Below are 19,544 nucleotides of genomic sequence, written 5' to 3'. Positions count from 1 at the left end.
CCGCTGCAGGGAACGCACGGTACGGTAGGTCCTCGATGGGGGCCGCCTCCGGTGGTCCGCGTCTTCTCTCCCTCCCGCTCCGGGGCAGTCGATGTCCAGAACGCGCTTTGCGCTCGTGTTTTTCCTGAGCCTGTCCACCGCCTGGCCGTGCGCCGTGCAGGCGCAGCGCAGCCTGGCGTTCGATGCGCATGCGCTGCCGGAGGCCGGTGCGGTCGCCATCGCGGTGGCCGAGGACCTGCCGGAAGGCGGCAGTTTCGCGGCCATCGACGCGCGCAGCGGCGGCGCCCTGCGCCGCGCGGCGCAGGCGGAAGGGTTCCGCGGCAAGGCCGACAGCACCCTGGACCTGAAGGGCTTCGGCGGTTACGAGCGGCTGCTGGTCGTTGGCGTCGGCAAGCAGTCGCTGGCGCCGCGCGAGCTGGAGGATGTCGGCGGGCGCGTCGCCCAGGCGTTCGCGAAGAGCCGCGCCACGCGGGTCGAACTGGTGTGGGACGGCGACGAGGCCGACGCCGCGGCGCACCTGGCGCTGGGCGCGTCGCTAGGCCAGTACACGTTCGACAAGTACCGTTCGAAGAAGACCGGCGACGAGGCCGGGGACGACGCGGCCACCGGCAAGGGCGAGCTGGTGATCCGCACCCGTGCCGGCAAGGCGGCGGGGGATGCGTACGTGGCGCAGTGGAAGCCGGTCGCGGATGCGGTGGCGCTGGCGCGCGACCTGGCCACCGAACCCGGCAACGCGCTCTGGCCGGAGGAATTCGTCGCGCGCGTGCGCGCCGCGGCGTCCGGCCTGCCGCTGCGCATCGAAGTGCTGGACGTGGCGGCGATGCGGAAGCTCGGCATGGGCGGCATCCTCGCCGTCGGCCAGGGCAGCGTGCGCCCGCCACGGCTGCTGCTGCTGCGCTACGACGGCGGCCGCGCCGGCGATGCGCCATTGGCCTTCGTCGGCAAGGGCATCACCTTCGACAGTGGCGGCATCTCGATCAAGCCCAACACCAACATGTGGCAGATGAAGGGCGACATGACCGGCGCGGCCACGGTGGTGTCCACCGCGATCGCCCTGGCCGGGCGCAAGGCGCCGGTGAACGTGGTGGCGGTGGCGGCGCTGGCCGAGAACATGCCCTCCGGCAGCGCATCGCGTCCCGGCGACGTGGTGCGCACCGCGTCGGGCAAGACCTTCGAGATCATGAGCACCGACGCCGAGGGACGCATGGTGCTGACCGATGCGCTGTGGTACGTGCAGCGCGAGGACCGGCCGAAGCTGGTGGTCGACGTGGCGACCCTGACCGGCGCGATCGTGGCGGCGCTGGGCGGCGACTACGCCGGCCTGTTCTCGCGCGACGACCGCCTTGCCGGGCAGTTGCTCGCCGCGGGCGAGGCGAGCGGCGAAGAGCTGTGGCGGATGCCGCTGCGCGACGAGTACGGCAAGCGGCTGAAGTCGCCGATCGCCGACCTGCGCAATGGCGGCGGCACGCCCGGCGCGGGCGTGGGCGCGTACTTCATCGGCGAGTGGGTGGACCGCGCGCTGCCTTGGGCGCACCTGGACATCGCCGGCTCGGACTGGAAGGACAGCGCGTCGCCGACCGTACCCGAAGGCGCCTCCGGGTTCGGCGTGCGCCTGCTCGACCGTTTCGTGCGCGACCACCACGAGTAGGGCGGTCGCGGGCCGTTCGAGCGGGCCGGCTTACAATGCCGCCATGATCCGCAACATCGCCGCCTACCGCTTCGTCGAGATCGCCGACCCTCGGGGCCTGGCCGCCGAGCTGCGCGTCTGGGCGGAAGCGGGCGCATTGCGCGGCACCGTGCTGGTGGCGCCGGAAGGCATCAACCTGTTCCTGGCCGGCACCGATGCGGCGATCGCTGCCTTCCTCGGGCACCTCCGCGCGGATCCGCGGTTCGCCGACATCGCGGTGAAGGACAGCAGGAGCGCGACGGTCCCGTTCGGGCGGCTGAAGGTCAAGACCAAGCGCGAGATCATCAGCTTCCGCCGCGACGGGGCTTCGCCGCTGCGCGGGGATCGCGCGCCGGCGGTTGCCCCGCGCGTGCTCGCGCGCTGGCTGGCGCAGGGTGTGGACGACGCCGGGCGCCGAGTTGTATTGCTCGACACCCGCAACCGCGAGGAAACCGCGCACGGCGCGTTCGAAGGCGCGCTGACCCTGCCGATCGACAACTTCACCGACCTGCCGGCGGCGCTGGCGCCGCATCGCGACGCGCTCGCCGATGCCACCGTGGTCAGCTACTGCACTGGCGGCATCCGCTGCGAGAAGGCGGCGCTGTGGATGCGCGAAAGCGGCATGGACAACGTGCTGCAGCTCGACGGCGGCATCCTCGGCTACTTCGAGGCGGTGGGCGGTGCGGGCTACTCGGGCCGCTGTTTCGTGTTCGACGACCGGGTGGCACTGGATCCCGCGTTGCGTGCGCTGGTCGACCACGCCGGCACGGATGCGCCACGGGAACTCGCGGCATGAGCTGGATCGGCCTCGTGCTGCTGGTGGTGGGCGTCTACCTGGCCTTCAAGCTGGTCGGGGCGTTGCTGAAGATCGCGATGTTCGTGCTGGCGCTGGTCGGCGCGTACTGGCTGGCGGCGCCGTACATGGGCTGGCCGACGGTGTCGGAGCTGGTCTACGTGCTCGGCCCGGATTTCGGTGGCAGGCGCATCGAGGACGTGGTGCGGCCCTCGGTGGTCGCCGGTGAAGTGGCCGATCGCGTGGTCGACGGGGTCGTGGAGGGTGTGGTCGACCGCATCGCACCGGCGCCGCAGCCGTTGCCGGAGCCGGAGGCCCCGGTAGCGATGGATCCGGCGCCCGGCGACGAACGGGTCGCTCCGCTGCCGGATCCCGGAGCGGAGCGGCCGCCGCGCTAGCGGGCGTCGCGGTCCGGGGGCGGATCCGTTTCCATCGCGCGCAGGAACCCGCCGGTGCGCAGCAGGTTCGCGGTCGCCGCGTCGGCGGGAAAGAACGATTCGATCGCCAGTTCCGACAGCGTCACCGCGACCGGCGTGCCGAACACGGTGGTGGTGCTGAGGAACGACAGCTCGCCGACTTCCGAGCGAATCCGCATCGGCACCACCACCGCATCGGGGTCCGGCGCGTCGTCATGGGCGGGCGCCGGATACGACGCCAGTTCCGCGTGCAGCGCCAGCAGGACGGCATCGCCGGTCGCATCGATCTGCTGCTGCAGTCGATGCAGCAGGTGCGCGCGCCACTGGCCGAGATTGAGGATCCGCGGCGCCACGCCCTCCGGATGCAGGCTCAATCGCAACACGTTGACCGGCGGCGCCAGCAACTGCGGCGCGACCCCTGTGAGCAGCGGTGCCAGCGCGCGGTTTGCGGCCTGCAGCTGCCAGTGCCGGTCGACCGCGAGCGCCGGGTAGGGTTCGTGACCGCGCAGCACCAGGTCGATCGCCTTGCGCGCCTGCTCCAGCGAGGGGTCGTCGATGCGGCGCTCGCTGTAGACCGGGGCGTAGCCGGCGGCGACGAACAGCGCGTTGCGCTCGCGCAGCGGCACCTCCAGCCGGTCGGACAGGCGCAGCAGCATCGCCCGGCTCGGCAGCGAGCGTCCGGTCTCGACGAAGCTCAGGTGGCGCGAGGAAATGTCGGCCAGGCCGGCGAGGTCGAGTTGCGACAGATGGCGGCGCTGGCGCCAGTGGCGCAACTGCTCGCCGACGCTGCGCAGGTGGGCTTGGGGCGTGTTCATGCCGGTCACGATAGCCGCTCGCACCCTGGCGGACGCTTACCTGGCGGGTAATCGCTTCGATGACCGCGCGCCGGCAGCATGGCCGCGTCCCGTCCAACCGAGGAGCCCGCCATGAACCTGCGCCAGATGCCAGCCCATCCCCGTTTCCTCACGCGCGTGCTGTTGATCGACGCGATCGCCTCCGGCGCCACCGCGGTGCTGCTGATCGCGGGCGCCGACCTGCTGGCACCGCTGCTGCAACTGCCCTTGGGCCTGTTGCGCGGCGCGGGCGTGGTGCTGGTGCCCTTCGTGGCGCTGGTCTATGGGCTCTCGCGGCAGGCGACGCCGCCACGCAGCGCGATCGCCGTGGTGGTCGCGGTCAACTTCGCCTGGGTCGTGGCGAGCGTCTGGGTGGCGTTCGGTGGCGCGTGGCAGCCGAGCATGGCCGGGGTCGGCTTCGTGCTGGCGCAGGCGGCGGCTGTGCTGGTGTTCGCCGATCTGGGCTGGCTGGGCCTGCGCGCGACGCGCAACGTGCCGGCCTGAGGCAGCGCGATGCGGGTCGGGGCGCTGCAGGGCGCCGGCGCCCGGGTGTTGCCGGCGCCGGCTACTCGCCGAACTCGCGCGAGGGCAGCGCCACCCGCCGCTGCGGTCGGCCCACCAGATCGAGGAAGTTGTTGAACACGGCATCGGCGCTGGCCTGCATCGCGGCGATGTGCTCGCGGGTGTGGGCCCGGATCGCGGCTTCGTCGTGCAGGCCCTCGCGGCGCTCGAGCTCGGCGCGGTAGCCGGGCGTGGCCAGCCAGCGTTCGATCAGCGGCTCGTCCATCTCCAGGTGGAACTGGAACCCGTAGGCCTTCTCGCCCCAGCGGAACGCCTGCTGCTCGCAGGTGTCGCTGCGGGCGAGGTGCACCGCGCTGCGCGGGATCTCGAAATGCCGGCCATGCCACTGGAACACCGGCGCCTCGTCGCCCAGCGGCGCCAGCACCGGGTCGCTGCGGCCGGCCTCGGTCGCCTGCAGCCGGTACCAGCCGATCTCCGGCGTGTGGTGGCGCTTCACCGGCGCGCCGAGCGCGTGCGCCAGCAACTGCGCGCCGAGGCAGATCCCGAGCACCGGCTTGCCCTGGCCGAGCATGCGCTCGATTGCCGCAAGCTCGGTGCGCAGGTGCGGGCGGGCGTGCTGCTCGTCGACGTTCATCGGTCCCCCGAGCACCACCAGGCCGCGGTAGCGGTCGACATCGGGCTGCGCGTCGGGTTCGCGCTCGAAGTTGACGAAGCGGATGCGGTGGCCGCGACGCCGGATCAGCGGATCGAGCGTGCCCAGGGGTTCGGCGGCGACGTGCTGGAAGACGAGGATGCGGGACATGCGACGATTCTATGAACGTGGCGCCTGTCCTGGAACCGACGGTTGCGGCTGTGACCAGCGGATCGGCCTGCGATGGCCCGCGAAGGGCGGGACGCGGCGGAGGCCCGACGTACTGCGTTCGCAGCGAGCGCCGGCACCGTCCGCGGGAACGATGCAAGTCCGGCGACGCCCCGGTCAGCGCCCGCGATGCGGCGGCTTGCCCTTGCGCGGGCCCGCGGGCTTGCCGGGGGCCGGACCGCCCGGGCGTCGTCGCGGCGGCGCGCGGCGTTCGTCGTCCGCCCGCCGGATCTTCAGCTGCTGTCCCGAGACCCACACCTTCTTCAGCAGTTCGAGGATCTCGCGTGGCATGCCCTCGGGCAGGTCGACCAGGCTGTGGTCGTCGCGGATGTCGATGCGGCCGATGTAGCGGCTCTCGAGCTCGGCCTCGTTGGCGATCGCGCCGACGATGTTGCCGGGCTGCACGCCGTGGACGTGGCCGACCTCGACGCGGAAGGTCTCCATCGCGAAGCCGGTGTCGGTACCGGATCGGGCGGCCCGTTCCGGACGCTCGCGCGGCGTACGCGCTGGCGTCGCGGGTTCGGGCTCGAAGGCCGCTTCCGCCGCATTGCGCATGGGCGGTTCCTCGCGCGCGGGCTCGCGGCGCGGCGGGCCGGCTGGCGCGGTTTCGCGCCGGGGATGCGCCGGGGCGGGGGCGGTGGCTTCGCGCCTGGGATAGGCCTGGCCGGGCGCGGCTTCCCGCCGCTCCATGCGTTCGCGCGGACCGCGGCCCTCGTCGCGATGCGGGCGCGGCCTGTCGGCGGAGGCCGGGAGCAGCAGCGGCGTGTCGCCCTGCACGATCTTCGCCAGTGCCGCGGCGATCTCGACGGCGGGCACGTTGTGTTCGCGCTCGTAGCGTTCGACGAGGTCGCGGAACATGGCGAGGTCCGGACTCTCGAGCGCCCCGGTCACGCGTTCGAGGAACTTCTCGACGCGGCGCTCGTTGACCGTCTCCACGCTCGGCAGCTGCATCGCCTCGATCTTCTGCCGGGTGGCGCGCTCGATCGCCCCGAGCATGCCGCGCTCGCGCGGCGCCGCGAACAGGATCGCCTCGCCGCTGCGCCCGGCGCGGCCGGTGCGGCCGATGCGGTGGACGTAGCTCTCGGTGTCGTAGGGAATGTCGTAGTTCAGCACGTGGCTGATGCGCTCCACGTCCAGTCCGCGCGCGGCGACGTCGGTGGCCACCAGGATGTCGATGCGGCCGTCCTTGAGCGACTGGATGGTCTTCTCGCGCTGCTTCTGGTCGAGATCGCCATTGATCGCGGCTGCGGCGAACCCGCGCGCCGCCAGCTTCTCGGCCAGTTCCGCGGTGCCCAGCTTGGTGCGCGCGAACACGATCATCGCGTCGAAGGGTTCGGCCTCGAGGATCCGGGTGAGCGCATCGAGCTTGTTGGTGCCGCTGACCATCCACACCCGCTGGCGGATGTTGGCCGCGGTGGTGGTCTGCGACTTGATCGCGATCTCCACCGGGTCCTTGAGGTAGGTCTGGGCGATACGCTTGATCTGCGCCGGCATCGTGGCCGAGAACAGCGCCACCTGGCGCGTGGCCGGCGTCTTCTTCAGCACCGCTTCCACATCGTCGATGAAGCCCATGCGCAGCATCTCGTCGGCTTCGTCGAGGATCAGCGTGCGCAGTTCCGACAGGTCCAGCGAACCGCGATCGAGGTGGTCGATCACCCGCCCGGGCGTGCCCACGATCACCTGCACGCCGCGCTTGAGCGCGCTCAGCTGCACGCCGTACGCCTGGCCGCCGTAGATCGGCAGCACGTGGAAGCCGGGGAGATGGGTCGCGTACTTCTGGAACGCCTCGGCCACCTGGATCGCCAGCTCGCGCGTGGGCGCCAGCACCAGCACCTGCGGCTTCCTGGCGGCGGGGTCGAGCCGCGCGAGCGCGGGCAGGGCGAAGGCTGCGGTCTTGCCGGTGCCGGTCTGGGCCTGGCCGAGCACGTCGCGCCCCTGCAGCAGCGGCGGGATGGTGGCGGCCTGGATCGGCGAGGGGGATTCGTAGCCGACATCGGCCAGCGCCTGCATCAGGGCTGGCGGCAGGCCGAAATCGGCGAAATGGACGGCTGGGGCGTCGGCGCTCATGGCGTTCCGGCCGGCGCCGGACCTTGAAAATCGGGCGCACAGTGTACGCGGCGGCAGGTCATGGCGCCGTCGCGCACCGCAGACGCCGCGCCCGCTAGCATGGCGTTTTCCTGCTGATGGCCATCATCCACCCCATGTCCGAACCCTGCAGATGCCACGGTCCGCGGGCCCGGCCGCTGGCGAACGCGCCGCGGCGTGCGGCGCCACCGTGCACGCAAACCGACCGCTGGCCGCGATCGGTCCACAGGGCTGCCTGATGCGCGCCCTGCGTTTCGACAACGCCATGCTGCGCGAGCTTCCCGGCGATCCGGAGTCGGGCCCGCGGCTGCGGCAGGTGGATGCGGCCTGGTCGCGGGTGCGGCCGACCCCGGTCGCCGCGCCGGAGTTGCTGGCGTATTCGCGCGAGCTTGCGGCCGAACTCGGCCTGACGGAGGCGGACGTGCACGACCCCGGATTCGCTCAGGTCTTCGCCGGCAACGCGCTGCTGCCGGGCATGGATCCGTACGCCGGCAACTATGGAGGCCACCAGTTCGGGCACTGGGCCGGGCAACTCGGCGACGGCCGCGCGATCACGCTGGGCGAGACGGTGCTGGCCGAGGGCGGACGCCGCGAGCTGCAGCTCAAGGGCGCGGGGCTGACCCCGTATTCGCGCAGCGCCGATGGCCGCGCGGTGCTGCGCTCGTCGATCCGGGAATTCCTGTGCAGCGAGGCGATGCACCACCTCGGCATCCCGACCACGCGCGCGCTGTCTCTGGTGGGGACCGGCGAGAAGGTGGTACGCGACATGTTCTACGACGGCCATCCGCAGGCCGAGCCGGGCGCGATCGTGTGCCGGGTCGCGCCTTCGTTCCTGCGCTTCGGTCATTTCGAGCTGCCTTCCTCGCGCGGCAACGTGGATCTGCTGCGGCGGCTGGCGGACTTCTGCATCCATCGCGATTTCCCGCACCTGCTGGGCGGACGCGCCAGCCAGCCGCTGGACGAACTGCAGGCGCGAGGTGCCTTTACCGAAGCCCTTTACGGGGAATGGTTCAGCGAGATATGCGAGCGCACCGCGCGTCTTGTCGCGGGCTGGATGCGCGTGGGCTTCGTGCACGGCGTGCTCAACACCGACAACATGTCGATCCTCGGCCTGACCATCGACTACGGGCCCTACGGCTGGATCGACGACTACGACCCCGACTGGACGCCGAACACCACCGACGCGCAGGGTCGTCGCTACCGCTTCGGCTGGCAGCCGCGGGTCGCGCACTGGAATCTTGGGCAGCTGGCGCATGCGCTGTCGCCACTGTTCGCGGGCGTGGAGATGTTACAGGCCGGGCTGGACCGGCATGCCGCTGCATTCGCGGAAGCGGAACGCGACAACGTGGCGCGCAAGCTCGGGTTGGCGGAGTGTCGCGACGACGACCTTGCCCTCATGCAGCGGCTGCAGGCGCTGATGCAGGCGGCGCAGGCCGACATGACGTTGCTGTTCCGCACGCTGGCGGACATCGAACCGGCGCAGCCGTCTGTGGATGCGTTGCGCGAGGCGTTCTACGACGAAGGCCTGCGCAGGGCGCACGAGCCGGCGTTCGCCGCATGGCTGCGGGACTATGCCGGCAGGCTGGCGCTGGATCCGCTGCACGCCGACGAGCGCCGGGCGCGGATGCATGCCGCCAACCCGAAGTACGTGCTGCGCAACTACCTGGCGCAACAGGCGATCGACCGGGCCGAGGCCGGCGATCCCTCCGGCATTACCGACCTGCTCGAGGTGATGCGGCATCCGTACGGGGAGCAGCCCGGGCGCGAGGCGTTCGCCGCCAGGCGTCCCGAGTGGGCCAGGTCACGCGCCGGGTGCTCGATGCTGTCGTGCAGTTCCTGACGAACCGGAGCCACGCTTCGCTTCTTGCCGGCAGGAAGCTGCCGCGCATCCGGCTGCGGTCCTCACCCGATGCCGCCATGACCGGCGCGCCAGATCCCGCGTCACCGAAAGTTCGAACGCGGCGGCCGGCCGGGCCGCCTTCGTGGAATGAACCGGGCGAAACGTAGTTGTTCTCCGAACCGTGGGAAGCTCTGCGTGTGCTCGTTGATCGCGGGCCGGGTGCGGATGCCCCTGGGTACGAATGTCCCCCGGCAACGGCCTGCGGCCGTCGCCTCCTCTTTGATTTCGCACCCAGGGGCATCCGCACCCAGCGCTCCAGATCGATGGCGCTTCAACGCGCGCAGGCCCGGGGGGACATGGCGCCCGGCGCACGCGCCCGCAAGCCGAGCCCCGCCGTGGCCGGCAGGCCTTTCGCGGTGAAATCAAGGGGGAGGCAGGCGCCTGCAGGCGCATGCCGGAGGACATTCACCGCGAAAGGCCTGCCGGGCATGGCGGGGCCCTCAGGTCGCCAGGGTGTGGCGACGCGCGCCGCCATCGGTCGCTGGCAGGCGAACGAACCCGCCTCACAGACTATGGGCCACGAGTGCTGCGCATCGCCTCGCAACAGGCGCCCTGCTCCGGGGCCGGTCGAAGAACAAAAAAGGCCGGCTTATTTGCCGGCCTTCTTTTCCTTCTTCACAGCGCGCTTTTCCTTCAGCGACTTTTCCGGCTTCTTCTTGTCTTCCTTGCGCTTGTCCAGGTTCTTGGCCATGACGGTCTCCGGTGGCGTGGCGGCGCAAGCTTACTGCGTCCCACGGCCGCCGGACAGGGCCGGACCATGACCGCCGGCCGGGTCGTTCGCCGGGCCGGGATTCATTCCTGGAGGAAAGCCCCGCAACCGGCGTAGGTCTCGCCGCCGACCGTCAGATCGATGCTGGCCGGGTAGCGCTCGTCGCTCATGCCGTCGCTGCAGTCGCCGCGGGTGATGCGCAGGGTGACCTCGCTGCCGTCGTCGGCCTGGCCGGCGAATCCTTCGCCCTGGTCCAGGGGCGTGGGCTGGGCGACCACCAGCCTGCGCTCGCCCATTTCCAGATCGAGCAGCAGTCGCGGGGCGGGGCCGCCCTCCACCTCCAGCGACCAGAACGGCTCGGTGCCCAGGCCGCGGAAGTGCGCACCCCGGCTGCGGGCCTCGTGCCAGGGCGAGCCCTGTTCGGTGACGATGCAGGCATGGCTGACGCCGTCGAGGGTGAGGGTCGCGCCGTCGCCCTTGTTCCAGAATTCGTTGCCGGCGGTATCGGCGTAGCGCGCGCCGGACGCCGCCACCGCCTGCGGCAGCCGGGTGCGGCCGGTGCCGATCGACAGGGTGACATGGCCGGCGGCGTTGTCGAACTCCGCACCGACCTGCAGGTCGCCGCAGCGGAAATGCGCGGTCGTGATCCCGGCAACGGGCGAGGGCGGCTCGACGGCGGGCGTTTGCGCTGCGGTCGGCGGCTCCGTCACCGTCGGCCCGGGCGGCCGGTCGGGGCTGCAGGCGGACGCCAGCAGCAGCGCAAGGACGGCGTGGCAGGCGGGCAGGACGCGCATGGCGATCCTCCTTTCGGGCGGCTGCACCACTGTCGGCCAAGGCCGCCGCGAACGCAAATGCGGCTTCGCGGGGTTGCCGCGCCGGCCAACGCGCAATGTCGCCGTCACCTGGGCAGTCGCTGCGTGCGCAGCACCGGATACAGGTCCAGGCGTTCGTCCCAGGAGGGATGGCGCCGATGGAAGAATTCCAGGCGCGCGGCGGGATCGCCTGCGAAGTCGCTGTCCTCGCGCAGGCGACGCTCGAATTCCGCCTTCAGCGCCGGCTCGGCGGCCAGCATCTCGCGCGCCACCGCTTCGGCCACGTAGGCCTCCATGTACTCCTTGCGCTCGAAGGCATTGTTGAACAGGCCCCACTGCAGCAGCGAATCGGGCGCCTGCGGTTCCAGCAGCGCCATCACCAGCCTGGCCTTCGGTTGCGCGATCGGCACGAACAGCGAGCCGGCGGGCACGTCGCGACGCTCTTGCGACCAGCCGCCTTCCACCGTCAGCCGCTGGTGGCCCTCGACCGAGCCCGCCGCCAGCTGCTTTCCGGTGGCTCGGAACGTCTCGACATCGGCCTCCGGCAGCGCGGCCGCGAGCGTGGCGTGGACGATGCCGTGCGCGCGCAGCCGCTCGCCGACCTGCGCGGCGAACGCGGCGGGCACCAGGTAGCCGCCGCGCGGCGCGTCCACCAGCGTCCGCGGCACGATCTCGTCGCGCAGGGGCACCTTCCACACCTGGGGCGTGGCCGGGTCGTAGCGGGTCATCGGCGCCCCGGAAACTTCGGAAGGCGTGCGCGTATAGGCGTAGCCGCGGAAGTCGATCGTGCGGCTGCGCGCGGTGGCGTGGTAATCGAGCGCCACCGGCGTTCCTGCGAGTTCGCGCGCATCGGCCGCCTGCGCCACTGCCATCCATTCGCGGCCATGGCGGGCGACCTGTCCGAGCACCGAGACGATGGTGTTGCGGGTGATGCGCACCCGGACCGGGTATTCCTTCCACGAATGCGTCTCGACCAGCATCGCCAGCCGGTTGCGCAACAGGAAGTAGCCGTGCGAGAAGCGCGGCGGCGCCACGCCGTCCTCGAAGCCGGTGGCCGGATCCTGGTAATCCGCGAACGAGGGATAGAACGGCAGCGGCAGCGAGCCCTGCGCCGCGAGATCGGCCATCGTGCGCGTGCGCAACGCGAGGCCGGCCTCGCGCAGGCGCTCGTCGCCGCCGTGCAACGGTTCGACCTGGATCGAGATGTCGTGCTCGAACTGGGCGCCGTTGGTGGCATGCAGGTCGATGGTGGCGATCGGATCCCAGGCCTCCACCAGCGCCAGCATCGCCCGCATCTCTGGCGAATCGGCCTTGGCGTAGTCGCGGTTGAGGTTGTAGTTCTGCGCCGTGGTGCGCCAGCCCATCTCCTCCGGGCCGCGCTGGTTGGGGCGGTTCCAGGCGCCGAAGCGCTCGTGGCCGTCGACGTTGAACACCGGCACGAACACCCACACCAGCCGCTCGAGCGCGCCCGGGGCGGCCTCGCCCTCCAGGACCTGCCGCAGCGCGAGGAAGCCGGCGTCCTTGCCGTCGATCTCGCCGGCGTGGATGCCGCCCTGCATCAGCACCACGGGGATGCCGCGTTCCCGCGCGGCGGCGGGCGTGAGCGCACCGCTGCGCGAGACCACCAGCGCCTTCATCGGCCGGCCCTCGGGGGTGGTGCCGAAGTCGACGCAGCGCACGGCATCGGGATGGCGCTGCGCGAACGCCGCGCACAGCGCGACCGTCTCGTCGTAGCGGCCGGTCTTGGCGAAGCCGCTGCGCTCGGCTTGGGTGGACAGGGGCGCTGCGGCCAGGGCGGGGAGGGCGGCGAGCAGCGCCGCGAGGGTACAGGCGAGGGTGGATCGCATCAGCGGAGCCGGTGGTAGGAAGGTGACGCGCATGATGCCAGCGCAGCGCCGCCCCGGCCCGTGTCGATGGTCCGGCGACACGGGCGTCGGCGGACGCGATGGGTTAGCCTTCCGGCTCCGCCATCCTCCGGACCGATCGCCGCATGACGACCGCCGCCACGCCCGCCGCGCAGGGGCCGATGCCCCGCCAGATCAAGTACATCATCGGCAACGAGGCCTGCGAGCGGTTCAGCTTCTACGGGATGCGCAACATCCTGGTGCCGTTCCTGATCAGTTCGGTGCTGCTGCAGTACCTGCCCCAGGGCAGCGAACGCGAGGCGATGGCGAAGGACGTCTTCCACACCTTCGTGATCGGCGTGTACTTCTTCCCGCTGCTCGGCGGCTGGCTCTCGGACCGGTTCTTCGGCAAGTACAACACCGTCCTGTGGTTCTCGCTGATCTACTGCGCCGGCCATGCCTGCCTGGCGCTGTTCGAGGACAACCGCACGGGCTTTTTCACCGGGCTGTTCCTGATCGCGCTGGGGTCGGGCGGCATCAAGCCGCTGGTGGTGAGCTTCTGCGGCGACCAGTTCGACCAGACTAACAAGGACAAGGCCAAGCTGGTCTTCGACGCCTTCTACTGGATCATCAACTTCGGTTCGTTCTTCGCCTCGCTGTTCGCGCCGCTGCTGCTGCGCAACTTCGGGCCGGCGGTGGCGTTCGGAGTGCCGGGGATCCTGATGTTCATCGCCACGGTCATCTTCTGGATGGGCCGCAAGCAGTACGTCAACGTGCCGCCGTCGGGCAACGACCCGGATTCGTTCCTCAACGTGATCCGCACCGCGCTGCGCGAACGCCGCGCGGGGCAGGGCAATGCCGGCACGCTGGTGGCCTGGGGCGGGATCGCGGTGGCGGCCCTGATGCTGGTGCTGTGGGCGCTCAAGGCGCTGGGCGCGGGACTGGCGTGGTGGCCCGACTCGTTCGGTTTCGTCATCACCGCCTGCCTGGCGCTGGGCGTGCTGATCGCGTTCGGCGGCTGGGGCGCCTCGCTGCAGCTGGAGCGCGCACGCGGCCGGCACCCGGACGCGGCGGTGGACGGCGTGCGCGCGGTGCTGCGGATCCTGATCGTGTTCGCGCTGGTGACGCCGTTCTGGTCGCTGTTCGACCAGAAGGCCTCGACCTGGATCATCCAGGGCAACGCCATGGTGATCCCGCACGACCAGTGGTGGTGGCCGAGCTGGCTGATCAAGGAACCGGCGCAGATGCAGGCGCTGAACCCGCTGCTGGTGATGCTGCTGATCCCGTTCAACAACATCGTGCTGTACCCGCTGCTGCGGCGGATGGGCTTCGTGGTCACGGCGCTGCGCCGGATGGGCTGGGGCATCGCGATCTCGGGCGTGTCGTGGATCGTGGCCGGCGTGCTGCAGCTGTGGATCGACGGCGGCGCCGACGTCTCGCTGGCCTGGCAGTCGCTGCCCTACCTGCTGCTGACCTTCGGCGAGGTGCTGGTGTCGGCGACCGCGCTCGAGTTCGCCTACAGCCAGGCGCCGTATGCGATGAAGGGCGTGATCATGGCGTTCTGGTACCTCACCAGTACGTTCGGCAGTCTGTGGGTGCTGCTGACCAACGCCGGCGTGCGCAACGACGGCTTCAAGGCGATGATCGCGCAGACCGGCCTGAGCGAGCCGGCGTTCCTGATGTTCTTCTTCGCTGCGTTCGCGTTCGTGGCGGCGCTGGCGTTCGCGCTGTACGCGCGCACCTACCCGATGCAGGACAATTACCGGATCGCGAGCTGAGGCCGGAGCCTACCGCATGCAATCGATCGTCACCTTCGTCCTGATCGGCGTGACCGTGCTGGTCTCGTGGCAGGCCTTCAGCAACCGCAGGCTGCTCGACCGGCTGATCCTGTGGCCGCCGGCGATCGACCGCCACCGGCAATACGACCGTCTGGTCACCCACGGCTTCATTCACGCCGACGCCCAGCACCTGCTGTTCAACATGATCACGCTGTTCTTCTTCGGGCGCGCGATCGAACCGGTGTTCGTCGAGCGCATCGGCCACCTGGGCTTCGCCGCGTTCTACCTGTCGGCGATCGTGATGGCGATCATGCCGACCTACTTCCGCCACCAGAAGGATGCCGGCTATCGCAGCCTCGGCGCCTCGGGCGCGGTCTCGGCCGTGCTCTTCAGCTTCATCCTGTTCGCGCCGTGGAGCCTGATCTTCGTGTTCTTCCTGCCGGTGCCGGCGATCCTGTACGCGGCGATGTACATCGGCTACTCGATCTGGATGGACCGCCGCGGCGGCGACAACGTCAACCACAGCGCCCACCTCTGGGGCGCGGCCTACGGCATCCTGTTCACGGTGCTGATGGAGCCGCGCGTGGCGTCGACCTTCGTGGCAAGATTGCTCTCGCCGTCCTTCGGGGGCTGACCGGCGCCGTCGCGCCGGACCGGTGCAGGGACGCGGGGGAGTGGGGATGGGAACAGGCTGGTGGGCCGCGGCGCTTGCCGCGGTGGCGTGGACGGGCGCCCTGGCGCAGGAACCGGCCGATGGCCGGGCCGAGCAAGCCGCGGTGGAGGCGGAGTCCGCGTTCGCGGCCATCCCCGAACCATGGAGGGCCTATTACCGCGACGCGGCGGAGGCGGATCTCGTCGAGGACCGCCTGCAGCGTTGCCTCGCCTACCCCGACCTGCCAGGCAACCGCTGGCCGGACGGGCACGCCGATGCCCACTGCCGTTTCCACGCGCTCGAGCCGCTCGACGTGCGCACGATCGAGGCGTATCTCGCTGCCGGGGATGCGGCGGCGCTGGATCGCCTGCTGGACGAAATGCTGGACCGGCACTACTCGGCGCAGGAGTTCGGCGAGGACATCGACGTGGCATTGGAGGCGCTGCACGACGCCAGCGCCGAGACTGACCTGCTGACGTCACGCTGGCTCGAGCTTGCGCCGGACAGCGCCTACGCCAACCTCGCGCGCGCCAGTCATCTTCGCCAGGCCGCGTGGAGCGCCCGTGGCGGTGCATGGGCCAGGGAAACGCCACGCGAGAGCTTCCAGCGCATGGAACGATTCGCGGAGCAGGCCCTGCCTCTGTACCGGGAGGCGATCCGCATCGAACCGCGCCTGCTGCCCGCCTATGCCGGCCTGCTCAACCTGGGCATCCTGACCTCGCGCGATGACCTGCAGCGCGAGGCGATCGCCGGGGCGCAGGCGCAGGACCCGGGCTGCGTCGAGATGGCGCGGCAGCGCATGAACGCCCTGGAGCCTCGCTGGGGTGGTTCCTACGAGGAAATGCTGTCTTTCGGCGCGGAGCTGTCGCGCCATCTGCCTCGCCGGCCGCAGCTGGCGATCCACGTCGCGGCGCCCTACGCCGACCGGGGCGACGTGCTGGTCTCCGAGGATGCGTTCACGCGCGAGACCGTCGCCATCCTCGAGGCCGCCGTGCGCATCGGCTCGAACGAAGGTGCGTTGAGGCAGGCAGCCAACGTCGTCCTGAACCTGCCGGCGTCCGAGGGCGGGGCCGATCACTGGAAAGGCGTGGCCATGCTGCTGCAGGAGCATCGGTTCAACGAAACCAGCGCATGGGCGCACCGCCAGATCGGCTGGCAGCTGCTCAGACTGGATCCGCAATGGGCCCTGCGCCACGCGCAGCGCGCCGAGGCCCTCGATCCGGAGGACGCATTCGGACAGTACCTGCTCGGCGCCGGGTATCGGCGAACGCACAGGTTCGAGCAGGCCGAGCAGCACTATCTGGCGGCTGCAGCCGACGCCGTACAGCGACGCGGGTCGCTGGTCGAACTTTCGATGATGCTGCTCTACGGGGGTGGCGCGGAGCGCGAGCAGGCCGCGGCGAAGGCCAAACCCCACATCGATCGCCTGCTGGACGAGTACCCGGACGAGGGCGCGGCATGGGCGATGCGACTGGACCAGTCGGTGATCACCGATGCATACGTCGACCTGGAGGTCGTGCGGGAATTCCTGCGCCATGCCAACCGCGACGATCCCTGGCAGGCGCAGCGCGCAGAGCAGCTGGAAACGGAACTTGGGGAGCAGGGCGTGCCGGCGGAACGCTGGCGACCCTGACCGGTCCGGGCTCAGACGGCCGAGGTCTGCACGCTGCGCTGGTCGCGATCGGCGTCGGTGACCCGGTAGGTCTGCTCGAGGCCGCCGTAGATCAGCGAATCGAGCTGGGTGAACTCGAGGTTGTCGACGTCGCCGTTGCGCACGAGTTCGAACAGTCGGCCGATGGCCTGGTGCTGGGTGTTGCTGTCGATCATGGGATGCCCCGCGGTTCGTGTCGGTTCCCAGATGGAAGCAGGTTCCATGCCAGCCGCAATCGTGATGATGGTCAAGTTTCTTCGGACCCAGTGCGTCACCTCGCAGGCCGCGTGGGCGCGTTGACGTCAACGCGGACGCGGCACGCCACAATGGCGCCGATGCGGACTCGAGGGGGAAGGCAGTTGGACACGGTGACGATCGAACACATCCCGGGCAGCGCGTTCCACGCCCATGCGGCAGGCGACCGGGGCGTGCTGGAGTACCGCCTGTGCGGCGGACGGATGGAGATCACCCATACCTTCGTGCCGTCTTCGCTGCGCGGACGCGGCCTTGCCGGGCGACTGGTGCGCGCCGCCCTGGACCACGCGCGGGCCCAACGCCTCGAGGTGGTGCCGAGTTGCCCGTACGCGGCGGACTGGATCGACGGCCATCCGGCCTACGCCGACCTGGTGGCGACCCCCTGACCAGGGGATCGGCGCACACGGAGGCTCCGCCGGCCGGCCCGATCTGCCAGACTGCGCGCCCCCGCAACGCCGCCGCGACCTCTCCATGCGCCTTAACCGCTACATCAGCGATACCGGCCATTGCTCCCGTCGCGAAGCCGACCGCCTGATCGGCGAGGGCCGGGTCAGCGTCAATGGCATGCGTGCGCGCATCGGTGCCGAGGTGGGCGAGGGCGATGCGGTGCTGGTCGACGGCCAGTCCCTCAAGCCGCGCAGCGCGGCGAAGGGCAAGCGCCGGCACGTGTACATCGCCCTCAACAAGCCGGCGGGCATCACCTGCACGACCGAGTCGTCGGTGAAGGGCAACATCGTCGAGTTCGTCGGCCACGAGCAGCGGATCTTCCCGATCGGGCGCCTGGACAAGGAATCCGAAGGGCTGATCCTGCTGACCAGCAACGGCGACATCGTCAACGCGATCCTGCGCGCCGAGAACAAGCTGGAGAAGGAATACCTGGTGGCCGTGAACCATCCGGTGACGGCGGAATTCCTGCGCGGGATGAGCCGCGGGGTGCCGGTGCACGGCCAGGTCACGTTGCCGTGCCGGACCGGCAAGGTCGGCCCGTTCGGATTCCGGATCGTGCTGGTGCAGGGCCTGAACCGGCAGATCCGGCTGATGGCCGCGCACTTCGGATTCCGGGTCCGGCAACTGCGGCGGATGCGGATCGGGCCGGTGCTGTTGGGCCGGCTCAAGCCCGGCCAGTGGCGAAACCTGACCGACGCCGAGCTGGCCGCGATGCTGCCCGGCCGCGAGGACTGGTAGGGTCGGCCCCAGGGGAGGGGGGTTTACACATCGCGCTGAAAGTGCGCTATCGTGCGCGGACTGTTCAAGGCCGGGATCACGGTACATCGTGGCTCCGATGCGGTAGATCACGAGAGTCCGAAGCCGTCCATGGCGGCCGCTCCAGACGATCCGCTCCATCGTTCGCGTTACCCCTTGCTCGATACAGTCCAGGCACCCCTGACAGGGCCTGGTATCCATCCACTGTCTAGTTTCAAGGAGTAACAAAATGACCGAACGTCAGACCGGCACCGTCAAGTGGTTCAACGACGCGAAGGGCTTCGGCTTCATCACCCCGGAAAGCGGCCAGGACCTGTTCGTCCACTTCCGCTCGATCCAGGGCACCGGCTTCAAGTCGCTGCAGGAAGGCCAGAAGGTCTCCTTCAAGGTCGTGCAGGGCCAGAAGGGCCTGCAGGCCGACGAAGTGCAGCCGCTCTAGGCAGCCGCTCGCTTCAAGGCGCCTCGCAAGACCAGGAAGGGCCCCGGGTGGCAACACCCGGGGCTTTTTCATGGGCGGACGGTGGCCGCGGCGGCGCCCGCAACCGGCCCCGCGCCGGTCACCCCGGCCCGGCAACGATGGCCGATCCCCACGCTCGCTGCGGTCGGTCCACCAGCGCGAACTGGCCTTGACTCCGCGTGCACCACCAGCTTGTTACAAAATCGTTAGTCCGCGCGTATGCTGCGCGCGCCGAAGCCGTCATCGACAGGGGATCAGGAGGAACATGAAGCGGTTGCTGCCTACCATCGCCTTGCTGCTCGCGCTGGTCGCGTGCCGCCGCGAGGCCGCTCCGCCGGCACAGCCGGAACCCGTGGCTTCGCCCCAGACCCCGGCCGCGAACGTCGAGCCCCTGCGCGAGCCGGTGGTGCTCGAGGACGTGGTCGAGAGCGACCCCCGCTACATCCTCGGCATCACCTATCCGCCGGACGTCGACAAATACCCGGGGCTCGCCGCCGAACTCAAGGCGTATTCCGACGCCGCCCGGGCCGACCTGTTGGCGGCGGTCGCGGAGCTGGATGCCGCCGCCGGACCCGCGTTGTACGACCTCGCGCTGGAGTTCAAGATCGTCGCCGACACGCCGGAGGTGTTCGCGGTCGCCGCCGACGGCAGCAGCTTCACCGGCGGTGCGCACGGCGCGCCGCTGATCGCGCGTTTCGTCTGGCTGCCGCGGCAGGACCGGCTGTTGACCGCCGACGCACTGATCCGGGACCCGAGCGCGTGGCGCGAGATCTCCGCCTTCGTGCGCGAGCAGTTGCATGCCGCGCTGTCGCAGCGGGTGGATGCCGACGACCTGGATCCGGTCGAGCGCGAGCGCGTGGTCCGGTCGGCGGGGCGCATGATCGACGAGGGTTCCACGCCCGAGGCCGACAGTTTCTCCGAGTTCGAGCCGGTCCTCGGCGAGGATGGCCGGCTGGCCGCGCTGCGTTTCGTGTTCCCGCCGTACCAGGTGGGACCGTATTCGGATGGCGCACAGACGGTGGAAGTACCCGCCGGCATCCTGCTTCCGCACGTCGCCGCCGAGTACAGGCCGCTGTTTTCCACCGGTCCCGCCACGCAGTAGACTCGTC

18 protein-coding genes are annotated in these 19,544 nt (G+C 70.4%); 12 read left to right on the top strand and 6 right to left on the bottom strand.

Annotated elements, in window-relative coordinates:
- Positions 1–91: 91 nt before the first annotated feature.
- Genes FZO89_RS02325 through FZO89_RS02315 form a run of 3 tightly spaced genes read left to right on the top strand, consistent with a single transcriptional unit; the run spans position 92 to position 2,857 of the window.
- The gene (locus FZO89_RS02325) at positions 92–1,648 is read left to right on the top strand and encodes a leucyl aminopeptidase (protein ID WP_149101750.1); all 1,557 of its coding nucleotides are present in this window, start codon (positions 92–94) and stop codon (positions 1,646–1,648) included.
- Between the two features lie 43 nt (positions 1,649–1,691).
- Positions 1,692–2,462 carry a sulfurtransferase gene (locus tag FZO89_RS02320; RefSeq protein WP_149101749.1) on the top strand — a complete coding sequence of 257 codons (771 nt, stop codon included), beginning with the start codon at positions 1,692–1,694 and terminating at the stop codon, positions 2,460–2,462.
- Positions 2,459–2,857 carry a hypothetical protein gene (locus FZO89_RS02315; RefSeq protein WP_149101748.1) on the top strand — a complete coding sequence of 133 codons (399 nt, stop codon included), beginning with the start codon at positions 2,459–2,461 and terminating at the stop codon, positions 2,855–2,857. The genes FZO89_RS02320 and FZO89_RS02315 overlap by 4 nt, the downstream gene beginning before the upstream one ends.
- Here the strand turns inward: FZO89_RS02315 and FZO89_RS02310 are convergent.
- The gene (locus tag FZO89_RS02310; RefSeq protein WP_149101747.1) at positions 2,854–3,690 is read right to left on the bottom strand and encodes a helix-turn-helix domain-containing protein; all 837 of its coding nucleotides are present in this window, start codon (positions 3,688–3,690) and stop codon (positions 2,854–2,856) included. The two genes, FZO89_RS02315 and FZO89_RS02310, sit on opposite strands and share 4 nt — an antisense overlap.
- A 111-nt stretch (positions 3,691–3,801) precedes the next feature.
- On the opposite strand from FZO89_RS02310, the gene FZO89_RS02305 reads away from it, so the two are divergent.
- Positions 3,802–4,212, top strand: coding sequence for a hypothetical protein (locus FZO89_RS02305; RefSeq protein WP_222928073.1), 411 nt, complete (start codon positions 3,802–3,804; stop codon positions 4,210–4,212).
- Positions 4,213–4,273: 61 nt separating this feature from the next.
- On the opposite strand, the gene FZO89_RS02300 is transcribed toward FZO89_RS02305, so the two are convergent.
- Together FZO89_RS02300 and FZO89_RS02295 are read right to left on the bottom strand one after the other, a co-directional pair.
- Positions 4,274–5,032, bottom strand: coding sequence for a type 1 glutamine amidotransferase (locus FZO89_RS02300; RefSeq protein ID WP_149101746.1), 759 nt, complete (start codon positions 5,030–5,032; stop codon positions 4,274–4,276).
- A gap of 174 nt (positions 5,033–5,206) precedes the next feature.
- A complete protein-coding gene (locus FZO89_RS02295) occupies positions 5,207–7,156 on the bottom strand; it encodes a DEAD/DEAH box helicase (RefSeq protein ID WP_149101745.1) in 1,950 nt (649 codons plus the stop codon).
- A gap of 256 nt (positions 7,157–7,412) precedes the next feature.
- Between FZO89_RS02295 and FZO89_RS02290 the strand changes: the two genes are divergently transcribed.
- Positions 7,413–9,014, top strand: coding sequence for a protein adenylyltransferase SelO (locus tag FZO89_RS02290; protein ID WP_149103994.1), 1,602 nt, complete (start codon positions 7,413–7,415; stop codon positions 9,012–9,014).
- Between the two features lie 852 nt (positions 9,015–9,866).
- Here the strand turns inward: FZO89_RS02290 and FZO89_RS02285 are convergent.
- Positions 9,867–10,577, bottom strand: coding sequence for an MliC family protein (locus tag FZO89_RS02285; protein ID WP_149101744.1), 711 nt, complete (start codon positions 10,575–10,577; stop codon positions 9,867–9,869).
- A gap of 104 nt (positions 10,578–10,681) precedes the next feature.
- Positions 10,682–12,442, bottom strand: coding sequence for a M14 family metallopeptidase (locus FZO89_RS02280; RefSeq protein WP_425480411.1), 1,761 nt, complete (start codon positions 12,440–12,442; stop codon positions 10,682–10,684).
- Between the two features lie 143 nt (positions 12,443–12,585).
- Here FZO89_RS02280 and FZO89_RS02275 point away from each other — a divergent pair, with 143 nt between their 5' ends.
- The 3 genes from FZO89_RS02275 to FZO89_RS02265 are packed head-to-tail and all read left to right on the top strand — an operon-like array spanning position 12,586 to position 16,502.
- A complete protein-coding gene (locus FZO89_RS02275) occupies positions 12,586–14,217 on the top strand; it encodes a POT-type proton-dependent oligopeptide transporter (protein WP_149101743.1) in 1,632 nt (543 codons plus the stop codon).
- 25 nt (positions 14,218–14,242) lie between these two features.
- Entirely contained in the window at positions 14,243–14,851 is a 609-nt protein-coding gene (locus tag FZO89_RS02270; protein WP_187471173.1) for a rhomboid family intramembrane serine protease, read from the top strand.
- Positions 14,852–14,897: 46 nt separating this feature from the next.
- Positions 14,898–16,502 (top strand): DUF4034 domain-containing protein, encoded by a 1,605-nt coding sequence (locus FZO89_RS02265; RefSeq protein WP_149101741.1) that lies wholly within the window; start codon positions 14,898–14,900, stop codon positions 16,500–16,502.
- 11 nt (positions 16,503–16,513) lie between these two features.
- Here FZO89_RS02265 and FZO89_RS02260 read toward each other — a convergent pair whose 3' ends face one another.
- Positions 16,514–16,696, bottom strand: coding sequence for a hypothetical protein (locus FZO89_RS02260; RefSeq protein ID WP_149101740.1), 183 nt, complete (start codon positions 16,694–16,696; stop codon positions 16,514–16,516).
- A 192-nt stretch (positions 16,697–16,888) separates the two neighbouring features.
- Here FZO89_RS02260 and FZO89_RS02255 point away from each other — a divergent pair, with 192 nt between their 5' ends.
- The 4 genes from FZO89_RS02255 (at position 16,889) to FZO89_RS02240 (ending at position 19,537) form a co-directional block, all read left to right on the top strand.
- A complete protein-coding gene (locus tag FZO89_RS02255) occupies positions 16,889–17,161 on the top strand; it encodes a GNAT family N-acetyltransferase (RefSeq protein WP_262378495.1) in 273 nt (90 codons plus the stop codon).
- An 85-nt stretch (positions 17,162–17,246) separates the two neighbouring features.
- Entirely contained in the window at positions 17,247–17,960 is a 714-nt protein-coding gene (locus FZO89_RS02250; protein WP_149101738.1) for a pseudouridine synthase, read from the top strand.
- A 247-nt stretch (positions 17,961–18,207) separates the two neighbouring features.
- Positions 18,208–18,417 carry a cold-shock protein gene (locus tag FZO89_RS02245; RefSeq protein ID WP_149101737.1) on the top strand — a complete coding sequence of 70 codons (210 nt, stop codon included), beginning with the start codon at positions 18,208–18,210 and terminating at the stop codon, positions 18,415–18,417.
- A 283-nt stretch (positions 18,418–18,700) separates the two neighbouring features.
- Positions 18,701–19,537 carry an RsiV family protein gene (locus FZO89_RS02240; RefSeq protein WP_149101736.1) on the top strand — a complete coding sequence of 279 codons (837 nt, stop codon included), beginning with the start codon at positions 18,701–18,703 and terminating at the stop codon, positions 19,535–19,537.
- Positions 19,538–19,544 lie beyond the last annotated feature (7 nt).

Source organism: Luteimonas viscosa, from assembly GCF_008244685.1.
Lineage (GTDB): Bacteria > Pseudomonadota > Gammaproteobacteria > Xanthomonadales > Xanthomonadaceae > Luteimonas > Luteimonas viscosa.
Note: the sequence above shows the minus strand (reverse complement) of the source record. Positions and strands in the feature narration are given on the sequence as shown.